The organism is Anaplasmataceae bacterium AB001_6 (assembly GCA_020002265.1).
Taxonomy (GTDB): domain Bacteria; phylum Pseudomonadota; class Alphaproteobacteria; order Rickettsiales; family Anaplasmataceae; genus AB001-6.
This window is the reverse complement of sequence record CP048228.1, coordinates 403,063-423,787: the sequence shown is the minus strand read 5'-3', so window position 1 is coordinate 423,787 and position 20,725 is coordinate 403,063. Positions and strand designations below refer to the sequence as shown.

16 protein-coding genes are annotated in these 20,725 nt (G+C 29.6%); 7 read left to right on the top strand and 9 right to left on the bottom strand.

Annotated features, from left to right (window positions below; all coding sequences use genetic code 11):
• Positions 1-44 precede the first annotated feature (44 nt).
• The gene (locus GUI12_01960) at positions 45-2,735 is read left to right on the top strand and encodes a 2-oxoglutarate dehydrogenase E1 component (protein ID UAT42916.1); all 2,691 of its coding nucleotides are present in this window, start codon (positions 45-47) and stop codon (positions 2,733-2,735) included.
• A gap of 31 nt (positions 2,736-2,766) precedes the next feature.
• Here the strand turns inward: GUI12_01960 and GUI12_01955 are convergent, their stop codons facing one another.
• Positions 2,767-4,713 carry a ribonucleoside-diphosphate reductase subunit alpha gene (locus tag GUI12_01955; GenBank protein ID UAT42915.1) on the bottom strand — a complete coding sequence of 649 codons (1,947 nt, stop codon included), beginning with the start codon at positions 4,711-4,713 and terminating at the stop codon, positions 2,767-2,769.
• Between the two features lie 425 nt (positions 4,714-5,138).
• Here GUI12_01955 and GUI12_01950 point away from each other — a divergent pair, with 425 nt between their 5' ends.
• A complete protein-coding gene (locus GUI12_01950; GenBank protein ID UAT42914.1) occupies positions 5,139-6,452 on the top strand; it encodes a proline--tRNA ligase in 1,314 nt (437 codons plus the stop codon).
• Between the two features lie 103 nt (positions 6,453-6,555).
• Here the strand turns inward: GUI12_01950 and GUI12_01945 are convergent, their stop codons facing one another.
• Entirely contained in the window at positions 6,556-9,027 is a 2,472-nt protein-coding gene (locus GUI12_01945) for a hypothetical protein (protein UAT42913.1), read from the bottom strand.
• 205 nt (positions 9,028-9,232) lie between these two features.
• On the opposite strand from GUI12_01945, the gene GUI12_01940 reads away from it, so the two are divergent.
• Genes GUI12_01940 through GUI12_01925 form a run of 4 tightly spaced genes read left to right on the top strand, consistent with a single transcriptional unit; the run spans position 9,233 to position 13,215 of the window.
• Positions 9,233-9,562 (top strand): hypothetical protein, encoded by a 330-nt coding sequence (locus GUI12_01940; GenBank protein ID UAT42912.1) that lies wholly within the window; start codon positions 9,233-9,235, stop codon positions 9,560-9,562.
• A 13-nt stretch (positions 9,563-9,575) separates the two neighbouring features.
• Positions 9,576-9,929, top strand: a complete 354-nt coding sequence (locus GUI12_01935; protein UAT42911.1) for a hypothetical protein — start codon at positions 9,576-9,578, stop codon at positions 9,927-9,929.
• A 49-nt stretch (positions 9,930-9,978) separates the two neighbouring features.
• The gene (locus GUI12_01930) at positions 9,979-12,237 is read left to right on the top strand and encodes a hypothetical protein (protein ID UAT42910.1); all 2,259 of its coding nucleotides are present in this window, start codon (positions 9,979-9,981) and stop codon (positions 12,235-12,237) included.
• A gap of 12 nt (positions 12,238-12,249) precedes the next feature.
• A complete protein-coding gene (locus tag GUI12_01925; protein ID UAT42909.1) occupies positions 12,250-13,215 on the top strand; it encodes a hypothetical protein in 966 nt (321 codons plus the stop codon).
• A gap of 50 nt (positions 13,216-13,265) precedes the next feature.
• Here the strand turns inward: GUI12_01925 and GUI12_01920 are convergent, their stop codons facing one another.
• From GUI12_01920 to dapF, 4 genes are all read right to left on the bottom strand, one after another.
• Positions 13,266-14,126: a hypothetical protein gene (locus tag GUI12_01920; protein ID UAT42908.1), complete on the bottom strand. Its 861-nt coding sequence runs from the start codon at positions 14,124-14,126 to the stop codon at positions 13,266-13,268.
• A 127-nt stretch (positions 14,127-14,253) separates the two neighbouring features.
• A complete protein-coding gene (locus tag GUI12_01915) occupies positions 14,254-15,036 on the bottom strand; it encodes a hypothetical protein (GenBank protein ID UAT42907.1) in 783 nt (260 codons plus the stop codon).
• 214 nt (positions 15,037-15,250) lie between these two features.
• Positions 15,251-15,673 (bottom strand): hypothetical protein, encoded by a 423-nt coding sequence (locus GUI12_01910; protein ID UAT42906.1) that lies wholly within the window; start codon positions 15,671-15,673, stop codon positions 15,251-15,253.
• A gap of 342 nt (positions 15,674-16,015) precedes the next feature.
• Complete coding sequence (dapF, locus tag GUI12_01905; GenBank protein UAT42905.1) at positions 16,016-16,879, bottom strand: diaminopimelate epimerase; 864 nt, start codon at positions 16,877-16,879, stop codon at positions 16,016-16,018.
• A 118-nt stretch (positions 16,880-16,997) separates the two neighbouring features.
• Here dapF and dnaN point away from each other — a divergent pair, with 118 nt between their 5' ends.
• Positions 16,998-18,260: a DNA polymerase III subunit beta gene (gene dnaN, locus GUI12_01900; protein UAT42904.1), complete on the top strand. Its 1,263-nt coding sequence runs from the start codon at positions 16,998-17,000 to the stop codon at positions 18,258-18,260.
• 9 nt (positions 18,261-18,269) lie between these two features.
• On the opposite strand, the gene zapE (GUI12_01895) is transcribed toward dnaN, so the two are convergent.
• Genes zapE (GUI12_01895) through gatB form a run of 3 tightly spaced genes read right to left on the bottom strand, consistent with a single transcriptional unit; the run spans position 18,270 to position 20,720 of the window.
• Positions 18,270-19,076, bottom strand: coding sequence for a cell division protein ZapE (gene zapE / locus GUI12_01895; protein ID UAT42903.1), 807 nt, complete (start codon positions 19,074-19,076; stop codon positions 18,270-18,272).
• On the bottom strand, positions 19,039-19,272 hold the full coding sequence (zapE, locus tag GUI12_01890) for a cell division protein ZapE (GenBank protein UAT42902.1): 234 nt from the start codon (positions 19,270-19,272) through the stop codon (positions 19,039-19,041). The genes zapE (GUI12_01895) and zapE (GUI12_01890) overlap by 38 nt, the downstream gene beginning before the upstream one ends.
• An 8-nt stretch (positions 19,273-19,280) precedes the next feature.
• Positions 19,281-20,720, bottom strand: coding sequence for an Asp-tRNA(Asn)/Glu-tRNA(Gln) amidotransferase subunit GatB (gatB, locus tag GUI12_01885; GenBank protein UAT42901.1), 1,440 nt, complete (start codon positions 20,718-20,720; stop codon positions 19,281-19,283).
• Between the last annotated feature and the right edge of the window lie 5 nt (positions 20,721-20,725).

Here is a 20,725-nt window from a genome sequence, read left to right as displayed (position 1 = left end):
TTTATTGATTTTTGATTCTTCAATAATCTCAAGGAGTAGCAGTTATGAAAAATTCACCTCTTTATGGTTTAAATTTGGCATTTTTGGAAGAGATATACAGAATGTATCAAGAGAATCCAGATTCTGTAAGCAAAGAATGGCAAAAGATTATGAGTCATATAAATATGGGCTTAGATTTACCAGAAGATTTATATCTAGATTTAGAGAAATTCAGCGTTGAAAATAGATCTTTTGAACCTAGCTTTGATAATGATAATAATGATGAAAAAGCTTTCAGATCACATGGATATAAATTTGCCAATACAAATCCGTTAAGTAAAGAAAATATAAATGTCGCAGAATATATCTCTGATATTACAAAGAATTTTAAGAATGAACCTTACTGTGAAGATATAGAGCAACTCAAAAATATTTATTGTGGAAAAATTTCTTGTGAATTTGAACATATAGATGATCCTGAAGAATTATCATGGTTGTACGAAAATTTTAAAAAATATCAGAATCAAGAAGTTACAGTAGACATTAAGAAGAGAATTTTCGAAGGATTGATGAAAACTACTCTGTTTGAAAATTTTCTACATAAAAGATTTCCAGGAGCAAAAAGATTCTCAATTGAAGGTAGTGAATCAGCTATAGTCGCAGTTAATACTATAATAGAATTATTTTCTCAAGAAGATTGTGAAGAAATAATTATTGGGATGGCTCACAGAGGAAGGTTAAGCCTACTAGCAAGCGTTCTAGAAAAACCTCTAGAAGCAATATTTTCTGAGTTCAAAGGAAGAAATTATCATAAAAGCAGCATAGATTTTTCTGGTGATGTAAAATATCACTTAGGTTATTCTAGAGAATTCAAATTAAATAATAACAAATCCAAAGTCACATTATTAAATAACCCATCTCATTTGGAAGCCATTGATCCGCTAGTATATGGAAAAGTTCGTGCTTTACAGGATAATCTGGATGATGTAGAACAGAAGAAAGCCATAGGTCTACTAATACACGGAGATGCTTCGATATCAGGACAGGGCGTAGTATATGAATCTTTTACTTTAGATAAGTTAGCTGATTATACTTCAGGTGGTGTAATACATATTGTGATAAATAATCAAATTGGCTTCACAACTAATCCTAAATTTTCAAGATCAAATAAAGATTTTCCAACAGATATAGCGAAATCTTTTAAAATGCCCATTTTGCATGTTAATGGAGATGATCCAGAAAAAGTTATGGCATCTGCCAAAATTGCATCTGAATATCGCATTAGATTCAAAAAAGACTTTATGATTGACTTAATTGGGTATAGGAAATATGGTCATAACGAAGGTGATGAACCAAGATTTACACAACCTAAAATGTATAAATTAATTGATCATCACAAATCAGTATATGAAGATTATTCGCAAAAAATTATAGAATCATCTGCAATTACTCCAGATGAGAAGAAAAAAATAGAAGATAGCTATAAAAATAAATTATCAGAAAGTTTTGATAATTATGAATCATTTGAAAAAGATGATGATAACTCTAATACAGAAATGTGGTCTGATATAATAAGAACTGTAGAATATAACAAGCAAAAAGATACTGGGGTCAAGTTAGAAATAATAAAAGACATAATAGAAAAAATTACCATCTTGCCAAGTGATTTTATTCCCAATAAAAAAATAATAAAATTTTTGGATGAAAGACGTAAAATATTACAAAATGAGAACAGTACTATAGATTGGAGCACGGCAGAAGCAATAGCTTTGGGAAGTATTTTATTAGAATCTCACAATATTAGACTAGCTGGACAAGATAGTCAAAGAGGAACATTTAGCCAAAGACATGCTGTTTTAGTAAATGAAGATACTGAAGAAACATATACTCCATTATCGCAACTTGGCAGCAAGATAACTATTGTAAATAGTTATCTATCTGAATATGCAGCTTCTGGATTTGAATATGGTTACAGTCTTGCTAATCCAAATAATTTAACAATTTGGGAAGCACAATTTGGTGATTTTGCAAATGGTGCACAAATTATAATAGATCAATTTATAGCATCTGCAGAAGAAAAATGGTTACAAATGAGCAATCTTATTTTTCTTTTACCGCATGGTTATGAAGGACAAGGCCCAGAACATTCTTCTGCACGTCTAGAAAGATTCTTACAACTATCAGCAAGATTCAATTGGTACATACTAAATTGCTCCACTCCTTCTAACTATTTTCATGCTTTACGTAGACAGGTGTGTGGTAACATAAGAAAACCACTCATAATATTCTCTCCTAAATCACTATTAAGGTTACCGGCTGCCGTTTCAAGCATCGATAAATTTATATCAGGCACCGCTTTTGAAGAAATAATAATAGACGAAAAGAACAGTGAAGAGATAAATAGAATTATACTATGTAGCGGAAAAATATCTTATGATCTATTAGCCTACAAGAAAAATAATAAAATTGAAAACACACTAATAGCGTCAATAGAGCAATTGTATCCTTTTCCTGTAAAAGAGATAGAAAATTTGATAACAAAATATCCTAAAGCATTGGTTGTATGGTGTCAAGAAGAACCTAAAAACATGGGTGCATGGTGCTTTGTTTTAGATAATTTTGTATCTTCATTTAGCCATGATAAAAGATTGTTTTATGCTGGAAGAAGTAGCAATTCATCAACTGCTACCGGTTATGCTTCAATGCATAAAATAGAGCAAGAAGCAATAATAGAAAAAGCATTTAGCATAAAATAAAACAGTCATAATAAAAGATCAATGCTTTTACTTACTGACATGATAAGCATCCTTCTTCATGATTAATATTATTCTTGTTGAAGACGTCTATTATTTTGTTATCTTCGTTAATAGCATCTTCTTGATTGTCCACAGTGGAATTCATCATAGGTTGAGAAGAATCGCAGCCAGTACAAGATTCCACTTCTTCTGAAATAACTTTTTTTCCTATTTTATCTGTTCTCTGCAAAGATTTGGTTCTACAATAATACATGCTCTTTATGTTTTTTTTCCAAGCCATAAAATGCAATTTATGCAACTCTTTTTTCGATATATTTGGTGGTATAAAAATATTCAAGGATTGAGCTTGACAAATAAATGGAGTACGATCAGCGGCATGCTCTATAACCCAATTTTGATCAATTTCAGAAGATGTTTTAAAAACTATTTTCTCAAAATCACTTAAAAAATCTAAACTTTGTACTGAACCTTCATGATTTATAATTTCATCCCATACTTCATCTGTATTTTTTCCTTTTGAAGCCAAAAGTTCTTGTAAAAATTTATTTCGTACTATAAACGATCCAGTCAACGTTCTGTGAGCAAAAATATTTGCGGTATAAGGATCTATTCCAGGAGATGTACTGCCAGCTATAATAGAGATAGAGGCAGTAGGTGCAACCGAAATTTTATGCAAAAATCTCTCATTGATAGATGAAGATTCCCTTTTATTAAATTCAGCAACATCTTCACAAACTCCTTTTTCTATTGCCAATTTTTGTGATACTTGATCAGCTATTTTGCGCAATTTATCAAAGATTTTAATATTAAAATCTTTTGCTAAAGGAGATTCAAAAGATATCATATTTTTTTGCAGATATGAATGGAAACCCATTACTCCAAGACCTACACTTCTCTCTCTAATTGCTGAATAAACAGCATTTTTCATCTCTTCAGGAGCATTTTGTATAAAATCTGATAAAACATTGTCCAAGAATCTCAAAACATCTTCAACAATCATTTCCATCTCTTCTTTCCATTCATCATATTTTTCAAGATTCAAAGATGAGAGACAACAAACTGCTGTCCTATTATTTCCCAAATAATCTTCTCCTGTAGATAAAGTGATTTCAGTACAAAGATTAGACATCTTTACATCTAGGCCTAATTTTTTGTATATATCTGGTCGAGATCTTTTTATTGTATCTATAAAGATAATATAAGGTTCACCGGTTTCAACTCTAATATCAAGTATTTTCACCCATAAATCACGTGCTCTCACAGTACTTACAACTTTCTTATCTTTAGGACTTAATAGATCCCAATCATCATTGTTCTGCACAGCCTCCATAAATTTATCAGATATAATGACACCATGATGCATATTTAATGCTTTTCTATTTGGATCGCCACCCATAGGTCTTCTTAAATCTAAGAATTCTGCTATTTCAGGATGATCTATCGGAAGATAAACAGCACTGGAACCACGTCTCAAAGAACCTTGAGATATAGCCAAAGTTAAAGCATTTTGTACAACAATAAACGGGATGATACCAGAAGTTTTACCACTTTCTCGCACACTCTCTCCTATTGATCTTAGATTCCCCCAATAACTACCTATCCCTCCTCCTTTAGAAGACAACCAAACATTTTCAGACCAAAGATCTACAATTCCTTTTAAAGAATCTTTACATTCATTTAAAAAACAAGAAATTGGCAATCCTCTATTAGTTCCACCATTACTAAGTATTGGAGTAGCAGGAATAAACCATAAGTTACTCATATAGTTGTATAGACGCTGAGCATGAGCATTATCATCAGCATAATAATTTGCAACTCTAGCAAAAACAGATTGATAATCCTCATCTTTAAATAAGTATCTATCCTCTAATATTGCTTTACAAAAATCTGTTAATTTATCATCTTTAGAATAATCCAATTTCACACAATTAAAATCAGCATCATTCAATCTTTTTTTCCTATCAACGAAATTTATCATTTACTCACTCTCAGAAAATTTATCAAGAAGGTAAGCGACATAATACTAAATAATCATAAACAGCACAAACAAATAGGATATGTTGAATACTACATGTAGTATAGTCTTACACTCTAGATCACAAAATAAATAATATACGAAACTTATAGTAATAGAAAAATAACAAAAATAAATAGCTTATAACTTCGCTAAAAAAGATCTATTCCTGCATAATTTCTGATATCTAGCAAGTTTTCATAATAAAAAAATAAAATAAAATTTTGTTCTTGAAAAACATCCTATTATATGCAACATGTAGACTTCACTGATAATAAGTAAAAGTGTTAACAAAGATTATTAATAATAAAAATAAAACTATTGTTCATTAAAATTGATAGCCAAATAGAGTATCATATACTTTCGCTGTTGTATTAAAAAATGAACATATGAAGTTATCGACGTATTTTTGCCCAGTACAAAAAGATGTATCTTCTGAAGTAAAACTTATTTCTCATAAGTACTCTATTCGTGCTGGACTAATTAAACAATGTGGTAGTGGAATATATACTTGGCTGCCAATTGGATTAAGAATTATTGATAAAATATCATCAATAATAGATAAAGAAATGCAAAAAATAGCATTCAATAAAATCTTGATGCCTTGTATACAACAAGCAAGTCTATGGAAGGAATCTGGTAGATATGATTCATATGGACAAGAGATGCTAAAAATGCAAGATAGACATGGTCAAGATATGTTATTTGGTCCCACAAATGAAGAATTAATAACTCATGTAACAAAGAATTTGATCCCTAGTTATAAATCCATGCCTGTTTATCTCTATCATAATCAGTGGAAATTTAGAGATGAAATTAGACCAAGGTTTGGGTTATTAAGAGCTAGAGAATTTTTAATGAAAGATGGTTATAGTTTTGACATCGATAGAGAATCTGCAATAGAAAGCTATCATTTAGTGTTTGCTGCATATTTAAGTATCTTCAAGAACATTGGACTATCTGTTATACCATCTTTAGCTGATACAGGGCCTATAGGTGGAGATATTAGTCATGAATTTCATATACTAAATGACAGTGGTTCAGAAGAAGAGATAGTATTTGATCCCGAAATTTTAACATTAATAGAATCTTTTAATGAAGAAAAAATAAATAGAGAATTCTATGAATCAAAAGAACATAAAAAACATACTCAAAAAATACTCAGTAAATATTCAAAAGTAAAAAATGATTCAGATGAAAACAATGTACAATATAAAAGCCATAGAGGCATAGAGCTTGCTCATACTTTCTATTTTGGTACAAAATATTCAGAAAAATTAAATGCCAGTTTTAAAGATAAAAATGGAAGCTTGAAAAATTTCTTTATGGGTTCTTATGGAATAGGTATTTCGCGATTAATTGCTGCTATAATAGAAGTACATCATGATGAAAATGGAATAATATGGCCAGAATCAATTTCTCCTTTCAAAATAATATTAGTAAACATACATAATGAGACTTTAACTCAAGCACTTAAACTATATAAAAAATTAGATAGAGAGAAAGTACTCTTTGATGATACAAATGAGAGCACAGGGAAAAAATTAGCTAGAGCAGATCTGCTAGGAATTCCTTATAAAGCTATAATAAGCAAACGAACTATGGAAAATAATCAAGTTGAATTAATCAATAGAAGAACAAATATAAAAGAGCTAAAGGATATCGCAGAAATAGAGAAAATGTATAAAAAATCATCGCAATGAAAAGGACGATATCGAAATAACAGATTTTCTCTATTTGCAATAAATCAGTGAACCTATTTGATTATACTGAATTGAAAAAACTTTATAAACGCGAATCTAAAAGCTATATGCTTAAGAAGTATTCGCTAAGATATTCTGGACCAACTATTTTTCCATTATCCGATTTGATATCTTCTAAAGACCATGATATAGCTTCATTGTGATCATCACATAAAATACGTAGATCATCATTGCTCTCAGGAATATCTACATGATTAGATCTATTACAATTCATGTTATATGCGTCTTTTGCCACTATATTCTTTAAATTAGCAGCAGCAAGCAATACTGTACCATTGTGAACATGATAACTAGAATCACCTATTTCAGCAATTTTCTCACCACCTACCACTTTAACAGTATCATGAATATCAATATCACAAACCATAGATATATTTTTATTAAAAGTTACCACAACATTGCCAATAGCTTTTATAAAACCTTTATTATCCCCTTTTTCAACTGCTTGAACAAAATCGCCATATGTAACTGAAGAATCATATGTAGAAAGAAAAACATAAGCTACTTTATAGGGTATTTCAACAAGATCTTCTGGATTTCCTATTTTAATAACACCATCACATTTTTGACTATCAAATTTAAATTCTTGAGAAAAAATTTCACGTACTTGAGAAATTTCTTCGCCCCCAACTAAAGATATGTTTTTAGTAACGGGATCAAGAGATATAAATTTATCAGATTTTATATCCAATAAATTCATCATTGTCTTAGCAGATTTTAATACTGTCTGTTGATTTCCCGTGCCAACACTTTCTTGTTGTTCCTTATAATTAAAAAGATAAGTTTTTAAATTTGGATCACCTTTGCGTGTTGCTATTTGCTGATGTGTCAAAACCCATCCTTTATGAACATCATATTCAGAAATACAGCCATCATCCATTAACACCTTTGATAATTCAGCTACTGAAGATCTTTGAGGTATCCTAGCAGGAATATTATCACTTCCCAAAGATTCTATCTCTACACCTACAGTTTTTTCATTCAGTAATTTATCATGAGAAAAAGAAGAAATTCCAGCATGATATGCTAATGAAGATTGAGGTACAATACAAAAAGTATTACCCTGCCCTTCACAAACGAAGAAATGTGAATTGGCAGCAATTTTATGTGAATTCAATAACGAAAAATTTTCCGCAAAATCTTTAAATTGCTTAAGGGCTTCAGGATTTCCAGCAATCCATGATTTTATAGTATCTGCACCAAAACTTTGCAATTTACATATCATAAAAGAAAGGTCAGCAAAATCTCTAAATAAAGAGGCATCATCCAATCCATCAAAAAGCTTTGTTTGATCCAATTCTCTCACAACAGTGTGAACAATCTCTCCGCCTTTTTTATAAACTTCTTTATTAGAAACGTGTCTTGTAACTTGATCAGTGAATAAATCTATACTTTTTTGAAATTGTTTACTTAAGCCACCTAATTGAGTAACACATTCCTGTAAGCTGTTTACATCATGCTTACAATCGCTATCAATTTTAAATATATTTATATCATTAGCACAGATAACATCAATTAGCGGATTAAAACTCTGCGCATGTGAATCGACTTTTTTCCAAGCAGCATTGAAATCTCCTAGATCAAAATTTTGAACTAAAGAATAGGGTAAAAAAGAAGCGAGATCCATATTCACTTTGTACTGAGGAATAGCTACATGGCTATCTGCACCCATTTTGTGTAATTCAGCAGATTCATCAGAATAAAATGGCAGTTCAACAGTATCACTATTTCTAACAACAGTATGATGTAAGACTATTCCACTCATTCTGGGTTCTGTCTGTTCTGTAGAAAAAAGATTTGCTGAATCTGCAAATTTTTCTCCAGTATGACGCCCCCATCTATAATAATCCTGAACAGAATTCTCATCTTTAAAAATTTGAGTATATATCATATGCATCACACCACCAAATCTACTAAATCCTGCACCATCTAAATGCTGGTAATCTAATAAATCAAAATTTGGCACATATGATTGGGCATCTGTTTCTTTATTTTTAAGAAATACCTCTACATCAAATTCTTCTGTAACTTCATCTACAAATTCTTCAATATTAGCTATTTTAGTTAATTGATCTTGATATTTTGTTCTAATATCACCAACAAAACCATCTTTTATTCTTTTAGTTATTTTATCTTTGAATTCTGCAACACACGATTTAAAATCGTTTTTTAAATTCTCATCCTTTGCTATATCTACTATAGATTTTAACGTAACCCTTTTATTTATTTCATCTATCAAATTTACTTGTCTTGTCATGTTTCCTTGAGCATGAAACATCTCTCCTGATAAAGAACGATCCGCAATATCAAAAATTATAGAATCAACATTTTTTATAATCTTTTTATCCGAACCCGTACTATCTTGAAAAAAAGAAGGAACATTCACAACTCTTTTTTCTGAGCCTAAGTTATCTAACTCAAATTTACAATGAGTAAGGTGCGTCATAATATCACGTGCAACAAAATTAGCACGGGACATTTTTAATAAATCAATTGCTTCGTCTATTTTGATCATAAAATATCTTGAGTAAAAAACAGAGTAATGTATCAAAAATAATTATTTATTACAATAAGCATTATATATAATAATATCAAAATTAGCATATAATTCACACAGTTATATTTTAATACCTATTTAACAAAAATTATTAATATAAAAATAAGTAATTAGACTAAGAATTAGCTACTTATCTAAAGACCTTCAATGAGATAAGATATTGATGCAAATTGACAAAATATCACTGGAAAATAGCGCCATTCAAAAAAATGAAAGCATAGAGAAAAGCTTTGAGCATAAAGTAGAAACAAAAAAATTTAAACCTATAGTAATAGAATCTCAAAATAATAAAGAAATTGAAGAACAATTAACGGAGCTATTAGTGCACAAATTATTCTCAAAGACATTAGAAAATAGTTTATTTTCAGAGCAAAAAAATGCTCATTTGCCTAGAGATATATTAGTTAGAGAATATACAAAAATGATTGCCAAAGAATTGGTTAAATCAGGTCAATTATCATTATCTAATAATAAAAATGAAATCAAGCGATAATGATAAACAGCTATTGTTAAATATATTTTGTTTAATAGGTATTAATGAGATTCATATTCAAGAAATTTTTAATCGATTGGATAAAAAGTCTTCGCAAGAGAATTATTCAAAAAATATTGAAATATTACATAAACTTTTAGAATTCAAAATACAAAATAAGAATCAAATTTTCAAAAAAGATGAAAAAATACAAAAAATCATCAAAACATTAAGCCAATCTCTTAACAAGAAACGTATTTTGTTAACAAAATATCAAAGATTAAATTATAAACTTCTAGAGAAAATTAGTAACTCAAAATATAAAAAAGTTAAGAGATATAATGTAGATAAAAATATTGAAACTTTCTTTATAAATACAAAAAAGTGAGATGCTATTTTTATAGAATTATTAAAAAAAATAAATTTTAAGCATTATCATGAAAGTGAATTTAGATTCAACGTCCGTACTTGGGAATTATAGCAACGATTTAAAAAGTAAATTTAACGTTGTAAGTTATAATGTCACAAACGCTGATGTCCCAGGATTTGAAAGAGTAGAATATTATACTAGTGTTAAATCCAATGGTCTCAATAAATCGTTTCTTGTAGATTTTTCAGATGAATTAATGCTAAAAGAAATGATTCATTCCAATTCAGAACTCTCATATCATAGTAAAAAATTAGCAATAAACCACGATATATCTTATATATTAGGAAGGCCAGAAAGTGCTTCTGCTTCAATTAATGATTATCCAACAAACATAAATAGCGCTATACATAAAATGTTTGAAGCAGCTCATAGCTTATTTTCTGATCCCGATAACTCTGGAAGACAATTGTTATTCAGAGAAAAGTGCACTGAAATGACGAATTTTTTCAACGAAGCAGCAGTAAAATTATATAGGATATATAATAGCTTAACTGAAGAAATCAATGCTAGTTTCAAAAAGATAAATAGCTCTTTATCTGAAATACATTCTTTAAATGAACAGATGAATAAAGGATACCTAAAAGGCCTAGCACTACAAGACGCCTTTTATAAACAGAAATTATTACTAGAAGATGTAGCAAAAGAAATTAGTATAGAAAACCATATCCAAGAAAATAAAAGTGTCAATGTAAGTACGCACGAAGACAAATACCAATTACTGCAAGGAAGTTTATTATCACAATTTACATACAATAATATATACGATATAAACGATAATGCAGCAGAAGAGGATTTTTCTGTAACATTGAAAACAACAGATAAAGGTAGAGATAAAACATTATATCTTCAAGATCTAGGCAAAGGAAACATAACCGCAATGATTGAAATGAAAAAAGAAATACAAGTTGTTTTAGATCAAATGAACGATTTAACATTTCAATTAATGGAGCATACAAATGCGGTACAAAATAATGGTATTATCGTACCAGGATATGAAACAATCACTAGCAATCATCAATACACTAAATTAGATGAAGTAGGAAAAGATAGTGATCTTGAAATATTATTAATAGATAAGGAAACAGGCAATCCAATACAGACTTCACCTGGTGTTTATCTCAAACCATACAGGATAAATGTCCATGATAAAACAATTGGTGAATTTCTTGATGATGTTAATAAGCATTTTGCATCATCAGATAACACTAATCACGAAAATATTAAAAGCGTCAGATTAGTAAATAAAGGACTTGCAGGAGATAAATTGAATCTGAATATGGAGGTAGATAATCAATCAGATGAAAGCGTTGAAATATCTCTAGAGAATATTAAAGTGAAATATTACGATCAGGTTAATAACAAATACATTGATATATCTCCTACAGCACTACAATATGAGCAATATAAAACTACTCTGCAGAATGAGTATATGGAATTATTATTAGATACCAATATGCAACTTGATCTTTCTGCATTACCAACACAACAGGAAAATATATATCTAGAAATGGATATATATTACAATGGCGAAACTCTCCCTATAAAATTTAAAATCAACGTTGCTGAAATGGGAGTTCCTAGAAATATCAATAAAAGGTTTGATTTAGCACCTACATCTCCTACTGCAGGACATAGGATGTATAAAGATAACGAACAGCTACTATTTGCCAATTTAGTAGATGCAGACGGGATAGCGATATCTCCAAATAATGTTGCAGGTTGTATACAAATGAAAACTGTTAATGAATTTCATGGAATATATATAAGAGAAATACAACATAATGATAATCAAGAAGGATTTTTAACAGAAGGAGAATTCTTTAACTTATTTAAAAGAACTAATGATTTACTTAGACATACAGCAAAATCTGTGTATTTTACCGATCTAAATTTACACAACACACTTTTAGAAGAAAGAGACGGTATAAATTATGATATTGCAATATCTGACAACAGAAATATTGGTCAATTTTTACAATTAAAATTCAGGAATATACAATTTCAAACTGTTGAGCAAACTTTTAATGATTTTTCAATAGATATATTAAATGCATCTTCGCTAAAAATTTCAACGCAAGAAACAACAAGTGAAACACACCACAGATATAATACTCTAATTACAGAGGATTATCGAAATATTACAGGAGTCAGTCTACCTGATGAACGCGCTAAAGCTGAAGAGATACGTCAAAGAGTTGACTTAGTAAATGAAGTACTAAAACAAAATATAGAAATACAAAAATCAATACTAAGATTATTTAATTAAAAAACATAATTTATGGGAGTATCCAACATTAGAAATCCAAGGGTGAGTACAAATTCTTTCAATCAGAAAATAAGATTGCTGTCAACAAAGAGCTATGGAGATGTCAATAAAAAATTGGATCAAATGGCACAAAGCACAGAATATAGTAATTTTGCTGAAATACAACGTACTGATCAAATATCCAATATAATAAACAGTAGGAATCAAATAAGCAATAATGCAGTAGGAATGAATGCAATAGATATGGCATATTCAACATCAGAAATCACAGTTCTTATTGTTAAGGATGCAATCAAATTAATGGAAGAAATAAGAAATCAAATATCTACTTCAGATGCGCAATCTAGCAATAGAATGCTGGTAGATAATATAGATACAATAAGAGATAATTTTACATCCATGTTAAATTATAGACATGATTCAAAATATATTTTTTCCGGTATCAAAACAAATACCCCCGCAATAAAAGATTGTCCCCCTAAATCATATGATTCAATTGATAATGTAACAAATTTCGATAACGTAGAAGATTTAAAGACACACATCAATAAAAAATATTTTTCTGGAAATTCACAATTAAGAAATATAGCAATTAACCAAAGTATCATCAAAGAATATGGAACAACTGCATACCAAGATGGCTTTGCCTTATGTTTTGTTGCCTTGGACTACATTAAAGAAACAGAGCTAATAGGAGCAGATGTCCCTGCGTCAGCAATCAGAATATTAGATGCCGCTTGCACTGAAATGATTGATATAAAAGCGACAATAGAACAACATGCACGTGCTATAATACAACAAAAAAGTATACAAGAAGGAATATCTACATACAACAAAGAATATCTGGATAGCATGCTTTCCACAGAAAAGGACATAGCGGAAATAATGGAAGAGTTTAGTAATCTAATGAATTCAAAAAGCATAAATGAAGCACTATCATCCATCGCAATAGATATACTAAACTCTTCTCTTAAATAAGCAGATAAAATCACAAAAGTTATATCTACTCATTTTTCCTTCAAGAAAATTTACGCATTAACTACGTGATATTTTAATAAGAAAGGAACGGCAGGTATATTAACTGACATCAAAGTAGTTACATTTTCAGATGAGTAAACATTGTCAAAGCATCTAGGCAATCCATTCAACTTATATACTGAAGGATCTGTACCTCTGGATAAATTACCATCAATTGAAAATCTATTATAATCATATTTGAAATTTTCGCTAGAAACTTTAATCCCGTTTGCAAATTCATTTAATGTATTAAAATCTACATCTTTAACAGAAATTTTCACCAGATTTAAATCATTTTCATAAGCAATATCTTGACCAGAACCATCTTTAGTAGTTAGAAATATCCTAGACATTGAATCTTCAAGTAGTGCATTTAATAGAATTTCTGTATTATCTTGCAAATAACCATAAAACGACACAGGACTATCTTCGTTATCAATTACTGAATGAAAAAAAGCAAGTTGATCAGGATCTACGCGAATATCACCACTTTTATATGGCATCGTAACATTCATATAGTAAGAACCTAAATCTCCTTCACTTCCATTTATAAATTCCATTGATAATCCTTTTACAGGTTCTAATTCTTGTTTTTTAATTCCAATCATTGATCCTAAAGATACATCTTCCCCATAATTTAAAGCAGCTTCATAATCAGATCTTGTAAGTAAAAATGATGGCTCTACTTTATCACCACCCGAACACCCACATCCATCATCAAAGTCAGCTCCACATATAAGATCAACATTGAAATTCATGTCACTAAAATGATTATTATAGAAAATAAAAAAACTAGCGTTAACACAATCTGAATTACTGTTATTTGCCAAAGAAGTAAGTTGTGAAATGAAATCATCACCCCCTGTTATCATATGTACCTCCAAGTACAATTTAAACGAGAAAAAAGAAAATTTAAATTGTATTTATTAATAAATCGATAACGCAACTAGCACAAATAGTCAGGAAAAGTACTTTATTCTCATTTCAGTGAAAACAAACTTAAATTGCAATCTTAAAACTGTAAGGAGTATGAAAACTCAAGTGTGCGCCTCCTGATACCAATTCTCCCATAGATTCGTTATTTAAAGGTGGAATATACATGTTAGTCATAATTTGAGAATCAATATGATCAGCATCACGGAATATAAGATTTCCTGTTACTTCAATGTTAGATTCAGCTGTTAAATCTTTAGATACATTAAAATTTAATTCATGCATAATATTGGATACCACATTAGCAGAAACAGCATAATGATCTGATTCTGATTGTAATAAGACAGGGGATCCCTCCTTAATACCTAGTATACAACCATCTTTGTAGAAAAATTGATAACCATCATAATTATTACCACTTCTTCCTGTAAATATATTCTTTTCTAAAAAGAACTCTCCCAATTCTTCAAATCCAGCAGTTTGTAATTGAGCGTCATCAACACTAAGTCCATCAAAAGAAAATGAAAATGACAAATATAAATCTTGATCACATATATTGTTAAAATCAAAGTACTGATCTATCCAATCGTCATTGAAAGCAGTTTCTGGTAATACCGATACTTCCGCCTCTAATTCTGTTGGGAATGCTTCTGATTTTATTTCTGATTCTTCTGATAATGCTGCTTCTGGTCTTATTGCTGGTTTTAGTAAATATGAGGTTGACGCACCTGATACTTCACGTATATCTATACAAGATTTTTCAACATCAGCAAACACAACAGATTGATCTGTTATAAACATTATTTCATCAGATAACCCAAAAGAAACGCTATCAAAATCTATAATCATAAACATCCTCTAAATAAAATATAAAAACAATTATCAGCTAAATCAGTAGCAAATAAAAGGTTATTAAAGATCGATTTTTTTTACCTGATACAATCTCTTTAGAAAAACTAAAAAGTATGACCTATTTCAAAAAAAATAGGTCTACATACCTTAATATCTAAATACCTTATAATCTCTCTAATAATACTTCCGCTGGTAATTTCTAAACTACCAACTATTTCGCTTCTGGTCTTGCCGCTGGTTTTAATCCTTCTGATGGTTTTATCACTGATTCCGCTGTTGGCACTGTTGGCATTAAACCTTCTACTTCTGGTCTTTCTGCTGGTTGGATTGGATCTACTGTTGGCATTAAACCTTCTACTTCTGGTCTTGCCGCTGGTTGGATTGGATCTACTGTTGGCATTAAACCTTCTACTTCTGGTCTTTCTGCTGGTTGGATTGGATCTACTGTTGGCATTAAACCTTCTACTTCTGGTCTTTCTGCTGGTTGGATTGGATCCACTGTTGGCATTAAACCTTCTAGTAATGTCTCCGAAGTTGCTACTCCAGTTATATTTATATAAGACTGTCCAGCATCAGCAAACACAATAGATTGATCCATTATAGACACTGCATCACTAGTTAAATCAAAAGACATATTTTAAAAATCCATAACCATAAACTACCTCTAAAATACATAAAAACAACTATCAGATAAAAAATTATCGAAATCGGCTTTTTATTCGATAAAATCTGCATGTTATACTTTTTAAAAATCGTAACCTATTTCAAAAAGAACAGATCTAAATATATTAATATTTATTGAAATCTTATGCATCAAAGCTATGAAGAAATAATCATTTATAATAATAGATTTATAAATACAGTTTGATCTAGTGTATAAATAATCAATCAGAAAAATGAATTTGCAACTATCCTTAACTCTAAGACTACAATATCAACTAGAATTATAACATGAATTACTATATAAATTAATAATTTAATATAAATATTTAAAATTAAATTTAGATATTAAGTATTTATCTATTAAAATAGGATAATTAATAAATATAACGTTTGCATTTTTATAGGATAAAAAAACTTTTCCTCCTTGAAAATTAATAGATATATCATCTCCAAATTGGCAAAATTCCTTCATACAGAGTGCAAAATATATGGCACAAGCTGCGCTGCCACAAGATTGCGTTTCTCCAACACCGCGTTCCCATACCCTCACAAAATATTCCTTATCTTTTTTTTCCACGAAACTAATATTAATTCCTTGTGGAAATAATAAATCTTTTTCAAGATTTTTCGCATCTGTCATATTTAATATATCCAAAGATTGAATAAAAAAAATAAGATGGGGATTTCCAACATTAAAAGCCATAGGGAATCCATATTTTTTTGTATAGAATGCATCAATTGAATCAATTTTCAAGCAATCTTGCTCTTTTGATAACGGAATATTTTGCCACCCATAGGAAACTTTACCCATATTAACTGAAACACTTCCGTCATCATTTATATCCGCGAAAATTAATTTATCTAAAATTCTTATTGATAATCTGTTTTTCTTTAATTTTTTATGCAACAAATATGCAACACATACTGTAGCGTTGCCGCATGCTTCAGCCAAAGAGCAATTATAATTATATATTCTCATTTCACAGTCATTTTGATTATCACGGAAAAAGAATATAATCTGATCACAAAGATTATTCTTGGTTAATTCAAAAATACGATAGAAAATTTTTGATAGATTTCTTTCTATAAAATTTTTAGTAAAAACAAAGCAATCCAATATAATAAATTCGTTTTTCGTTGAATGCATCCTATAAGCTTTTATTGCAAATTCATCCATAAATAATTGTAAGGATAATAAATATGTACAAACACTCTACTATTTCATTAATATATCACATATGTTAAAATTTTGTCTTGTTTGGTTCTTTATTATAATCTGAGTGTTGTGCTGAAAAATGGAGCGTCTTGATACTAAGGAAAAAAAAATTGACTTATTCTCGGTAGAAAAAAACGATTTTGCTACATTATTAACTCACTTAATAAATATAATTCCTAGAAAGAGCCCAATTCCAATGCTTAGTAATTTTAAGGTGATCTTAAATAAAGACATAGGGGCCATAAAATTCATTGCAACAGATTTAGAAATATCTATATGTGAAACTATAAGAACTAAAGTTATAGAAAATATAGAACTTATGTTACCTGCCTTATCAATTTTTAACATTATAAAGCGATTACCCAAGGATACATCATCAAAATTATATTTACATAACAATCTTCTATATTTGGAAAATAGAATTAATAAGAAAACTGACAATCGTGTTTTTTCTACTTTTTCTTTACCTTATTCTAATACTGATAAATATCCTACATTAGAAGAGCCTAATAAGATACCTTTGATAGAAATAAAGGGAAAAGATTTAAGATTTTTAATAGAAAAAACTAGACTATCTATATCTAATGATCCTGCACGATATAACTTATCAGGATTGAATTTGGTGTTAGAAGACAATATACTTTCATCATGCTCAACTGATACACATCGCTTATCATTTGCAAAGGTTAAATTAGAAAAAAAGTATGAATCTCGATTTGATATTATAATACCTAAAAAAGCGGTATTAGAATTATTCAAAATAGTATCTGATGAAGAAATTCTATCATTATCTGCAAATACTGGTTATGGTGGCTCTCTCACAAAAATATATATACAATCTCATAATAAAGAAATAGTATCTAAATTAATTTCTGGGATATTTCCAAACTGTAAATCAGCAATCCCTAATTCTCATCAAATAAAGGTGGTAATAAATAAAGAGAAGCTATTAGATAGTCTCAATAGAATATCTGTAATATTCGATAGCAACAGCCGTAAAAGTACAGAAATATCAATTTTAAATAACACAGAAATTGAAATTAGTGCAAGAAGTTCGGTATCGATATCTGCAAGAGAAAGTGTAGATGTAAAAAAAATTGAATATGAAAATGAAGGCGAAATATCATATGATAATTCTGCGCCCCATCACAATTTTGCAATAAGATTTAACTGCTTATACATGATCGATGCGTTAAATTGCATTGATCAAAATCAGGAAGAAATAGAATTATTATTCATTGCAGATTCTAAGCCTATCGTAATTAAAAATTATAGAAGTGCATCAGAAGAAGAGAATGCAAGTTCTAACAATTTATACGTTATGATGCCTTTAGTTGATTAACCTTGTTTACTATTCAAGGTCCAAGATTGTTATATTAGTTAGTTCTCTTATTCTGGATAAACTGCGCTTAATATCTCTCTCTTTTAATTTTGATATTTTATCTATTTCAATCGTAGAAGTAATAATGATCTTTACCTGATTTTCATAACATTGATCTATGAAAATGATCAATCTCCTCAATATATTTCTGTCTTTTATCTGATATAAATCTGAAAGAAATATTATTTTATATTTTTCAGTTAATGCAAAATATAAATCACGACCAAAATTACTTGCACATAAATAGTCAAAATCTAATATAGCAATATTTCTATTTAATACTTTAAAATTTATCTTTATGCCAAGCGACTCTATTTCATCATCTGTTACACTTTTTAATTCAAATCCAGAATTGCGTAACAAAGTTATAGGATTAACTCTATTTATAGAGCAGTAAAAAGAACTAGAATTACCAAATTTTGGAATCCTATAATCTCTTTTTTCTGTTAATTCTACGATATCAAAATACTTATTAATATATTCTACCGCCGGAAAAAAACATTCAGAATTTATCTCTCTGGTATATAATTTATCTGGCAAATAATTAGATGTAAAAAAAATCACTATATTCATATTATTAGCAGAAATGATGAAATCTTTTAGACACATTGCATCCACAACATCATTAATGTGTAATTCATCGATGCAAATCAACTTTATATCTCTAAAACAAACATGGACGTATTCTCGAACCGTCACATGATTACTATTTATATAACTATGTAAATCAGATATGAATCTATGATAGTGAAAGCGAACTTTTTTTTTTACATGCATTGAAGAATATCGACATAATAAAACTTTTGCCTATACCAACATCTCCAAAAAGATAAATACTCTTTTTTTTTCGGAAATTTGAAAAAAAAGAATTATTAAAATTATTAATATTAGATAATCTTTGTAACACAGAAAATTGCTCTGAAGAAAATTCTATCTCACCTTGATCTACAAAATTACGATACGTATTTAACATATAAATAATCAATTATCATTTAGTAATTTCTTAGCAATTTCACTTAGCATAACAGGATTGGCGTTGCCACCTGTTTTTTTCATTGCTTGGCCGATAAAAAACCCTAATAATTTATTCTTACCATTTTTATATTCGACTACTCTATCAAGATTATTATTCATAATATCCTTAAAAATATCATAAAGAACTTGATAATCACTGATTTGTCTCAAATTTAATTTTTCAACAAGTTCCTCTGGTGCTAAATTAGATCCTTCAACAATACAGTTAAATATTTTTTTTGCACTACCCTCAGAGACAACTCCTTCATCAATCAAAGATATAATCTGAGCCAGAACATCAGAAGTGATAACAGACTGAGATATCTCTATTCCTTCTCGTTTTAGATAGGAAAATAATTCACCCGTTAGCCAAGTAACAGCTTTTGGTATAGAACAATTAACAATCAATTTCTCGAAATAATCAGCAACTAATTTATCATCTACTAATATCTCAGCATAATATCTAGATATTCCAAATTGATTAATATACCTCTCTAACTTTTCATCTGGTAATTCAGGAATAACAACACTGTTAATCACATCATCAGAAATTTTTATAGGGGGAATATCAGGGTCAGGGAAATATCTATAATCACTACTACTTTCTTTACGACGCATAGGCTTTGTTTCACCAGTATCGATATCAAAAAGCATAGTATGACTTTTAACTTCTTGACCAGAATCTATTATGTTAATTTGCCTTTCAATTTCAAAATTTATTGCACGCATAATGCTCTTAAGCGAGTTTAAATTTTTAATTTCACATCTTATACCTAATTTCTGCTGTCCAGCAGGCTTAACAGACACATTTGCATCACAACGCATCTCTCCTTTCTCCATATTGGCATCACAAGTTCCAATATAACGTAATATTTGACGCATCTTCTTTACATAATTCACTGCTTCATTAGCAGAGCTCATATCAGGTTCAGATACTATTTCCATTAAAGGGATGCCTGCTCTATTGAGATCAACATAGCTATTATCACCAACATGCAATAACTTACCCGCATCTTGCTCCAAATGAATATGATGTAATCTAATATCTTTCTTCCGACCTTCATCATCATTTACAGTAACTTTACCACCAACAACAATAGGATGATAAAATTGGGTAATTTGGTATCCTGCAGGAAGATCAGGATAAAAATAATTTTTACGATCGAATCTAGAATAATTACTTATCTTTGCGCCAAAAGCTAACCCAGTCTTGATGGCTTGCAATATACAAAAATCATTTAAAACAGGTAAAGTCCCCGGTAAAGCAGCATCAAGAATAGAAACATTAGCATTAGGTTCGGCACCATAAGTACAATCACTAATTGAAAACAATTTACGATCCGAAACAACTTGAGCATGTATTTCCAACCCAATAACAACATCCCAATTCTTCCCTAATAGAAACATAATTT

Excerpts from the sequence above, each read along its gene's own strand:
- GUI12_01915 (UAT42907.1), bottom strand. The coding sequence starts at position 15,036 with ATGATTATAGATTTTGATAGCGTTTCTTTTGGGTTATCTGATGAAATA.
- GUI12_01940 (UAT42912.1), top strand. The coding sequence starts at position 9,233 with ATGCAAATTGACAAAATATCACTGGAAAATAGCGCCATTCAAAAAAAT.
- GUI12_01910 (UAT42906.1), bottom strand. The coding sequence starts at position 15,673 with ATGTCTTTTGATTTAACTAGTGATGCAGTGTCTATAATGGATCAATCT.
- zapE (UAT42903.1), bottom strand. The coding sequence starts at position 19,076 with ATGCATGTAAAAAAAAAAGTTCGCTTTCACTATCATAGATTCATATCT.
- GUI12_01920 (UAT42908.1), bottom strand. The coding sequence starts at position 14,126 with ATGATAACAGGGGGTGATGATTTCATTTCACAACTTACTTCTTTGGCA.
- GUI12_01960 (UAT42916.1), top strand. The coding sequence starts at position 45 with ATGAAAAATTCACCTCTTTATGGTTTAAATTTGGCATTTTTGGAAGAG.
- dnaN (UAT42904.1), top strand. The coding sequence starts at position 16,998 with ATGGAGCGTCTTGATACTAAGGAAAAAAAAATTGACTTATTCTCGGTA.
- GUI12_01930 (UAT42910.1), top strand. The coding sequence starts at position 9,979 with ATGAAAGTGAATTTAGATTCAACGTCCGTACTTGGGAATTATAGCAAC.
- dapF (UAT42905.1), bottom strand. The coding sequence starts at position 16,879 with ATGGATGAATTTGCAATAAAAGCTTATAGGATGCATTCAACGAAAAAC.
- GUI12_01955 (UAT42915.1), bottom strand. The coding sequence starts at position 4,713 with ATGATAAATTTCGTTGATAGGAAAAAAAGATTGAATGATGCTGATTTT.
- GUI12_01945 (UAT42913.1), bottom strand. The coding sequence starts at position 9,027 with ATGATCAAAATAGACGAAGCAATTGATTTATTAAAAATGTCCCGTGCT.
- zapE (UAT42902.1), bottom strand. The coding sequence starts at position 19,272 with ATGTTAAATACGTATCGTAATTTTGTAGATCAAGGTGAGATAGAATTT.
- gatB (UAT42901.1), bottom strand. The coding sequence starts at position 20,720 with ATGTTTCTATTAGGGAAGAATTGGGATGTTGTTATTGGGTTGGAAATA.
- GUI12_01925 (UAT42909.1), top strand. The coding sequence starts at position 12,250 with ATGGGAGTATCCAACATTAGAAATCCAAGGGTGAGTACAAATTCTTTC.
- GUI12_01950 (UAT42914.1), top strand. The coding sequence starts at position 5,139 with ATGAAGTTATCGACGTATTTTTGCCCAGTACAAAAAGATGTATCTTCT.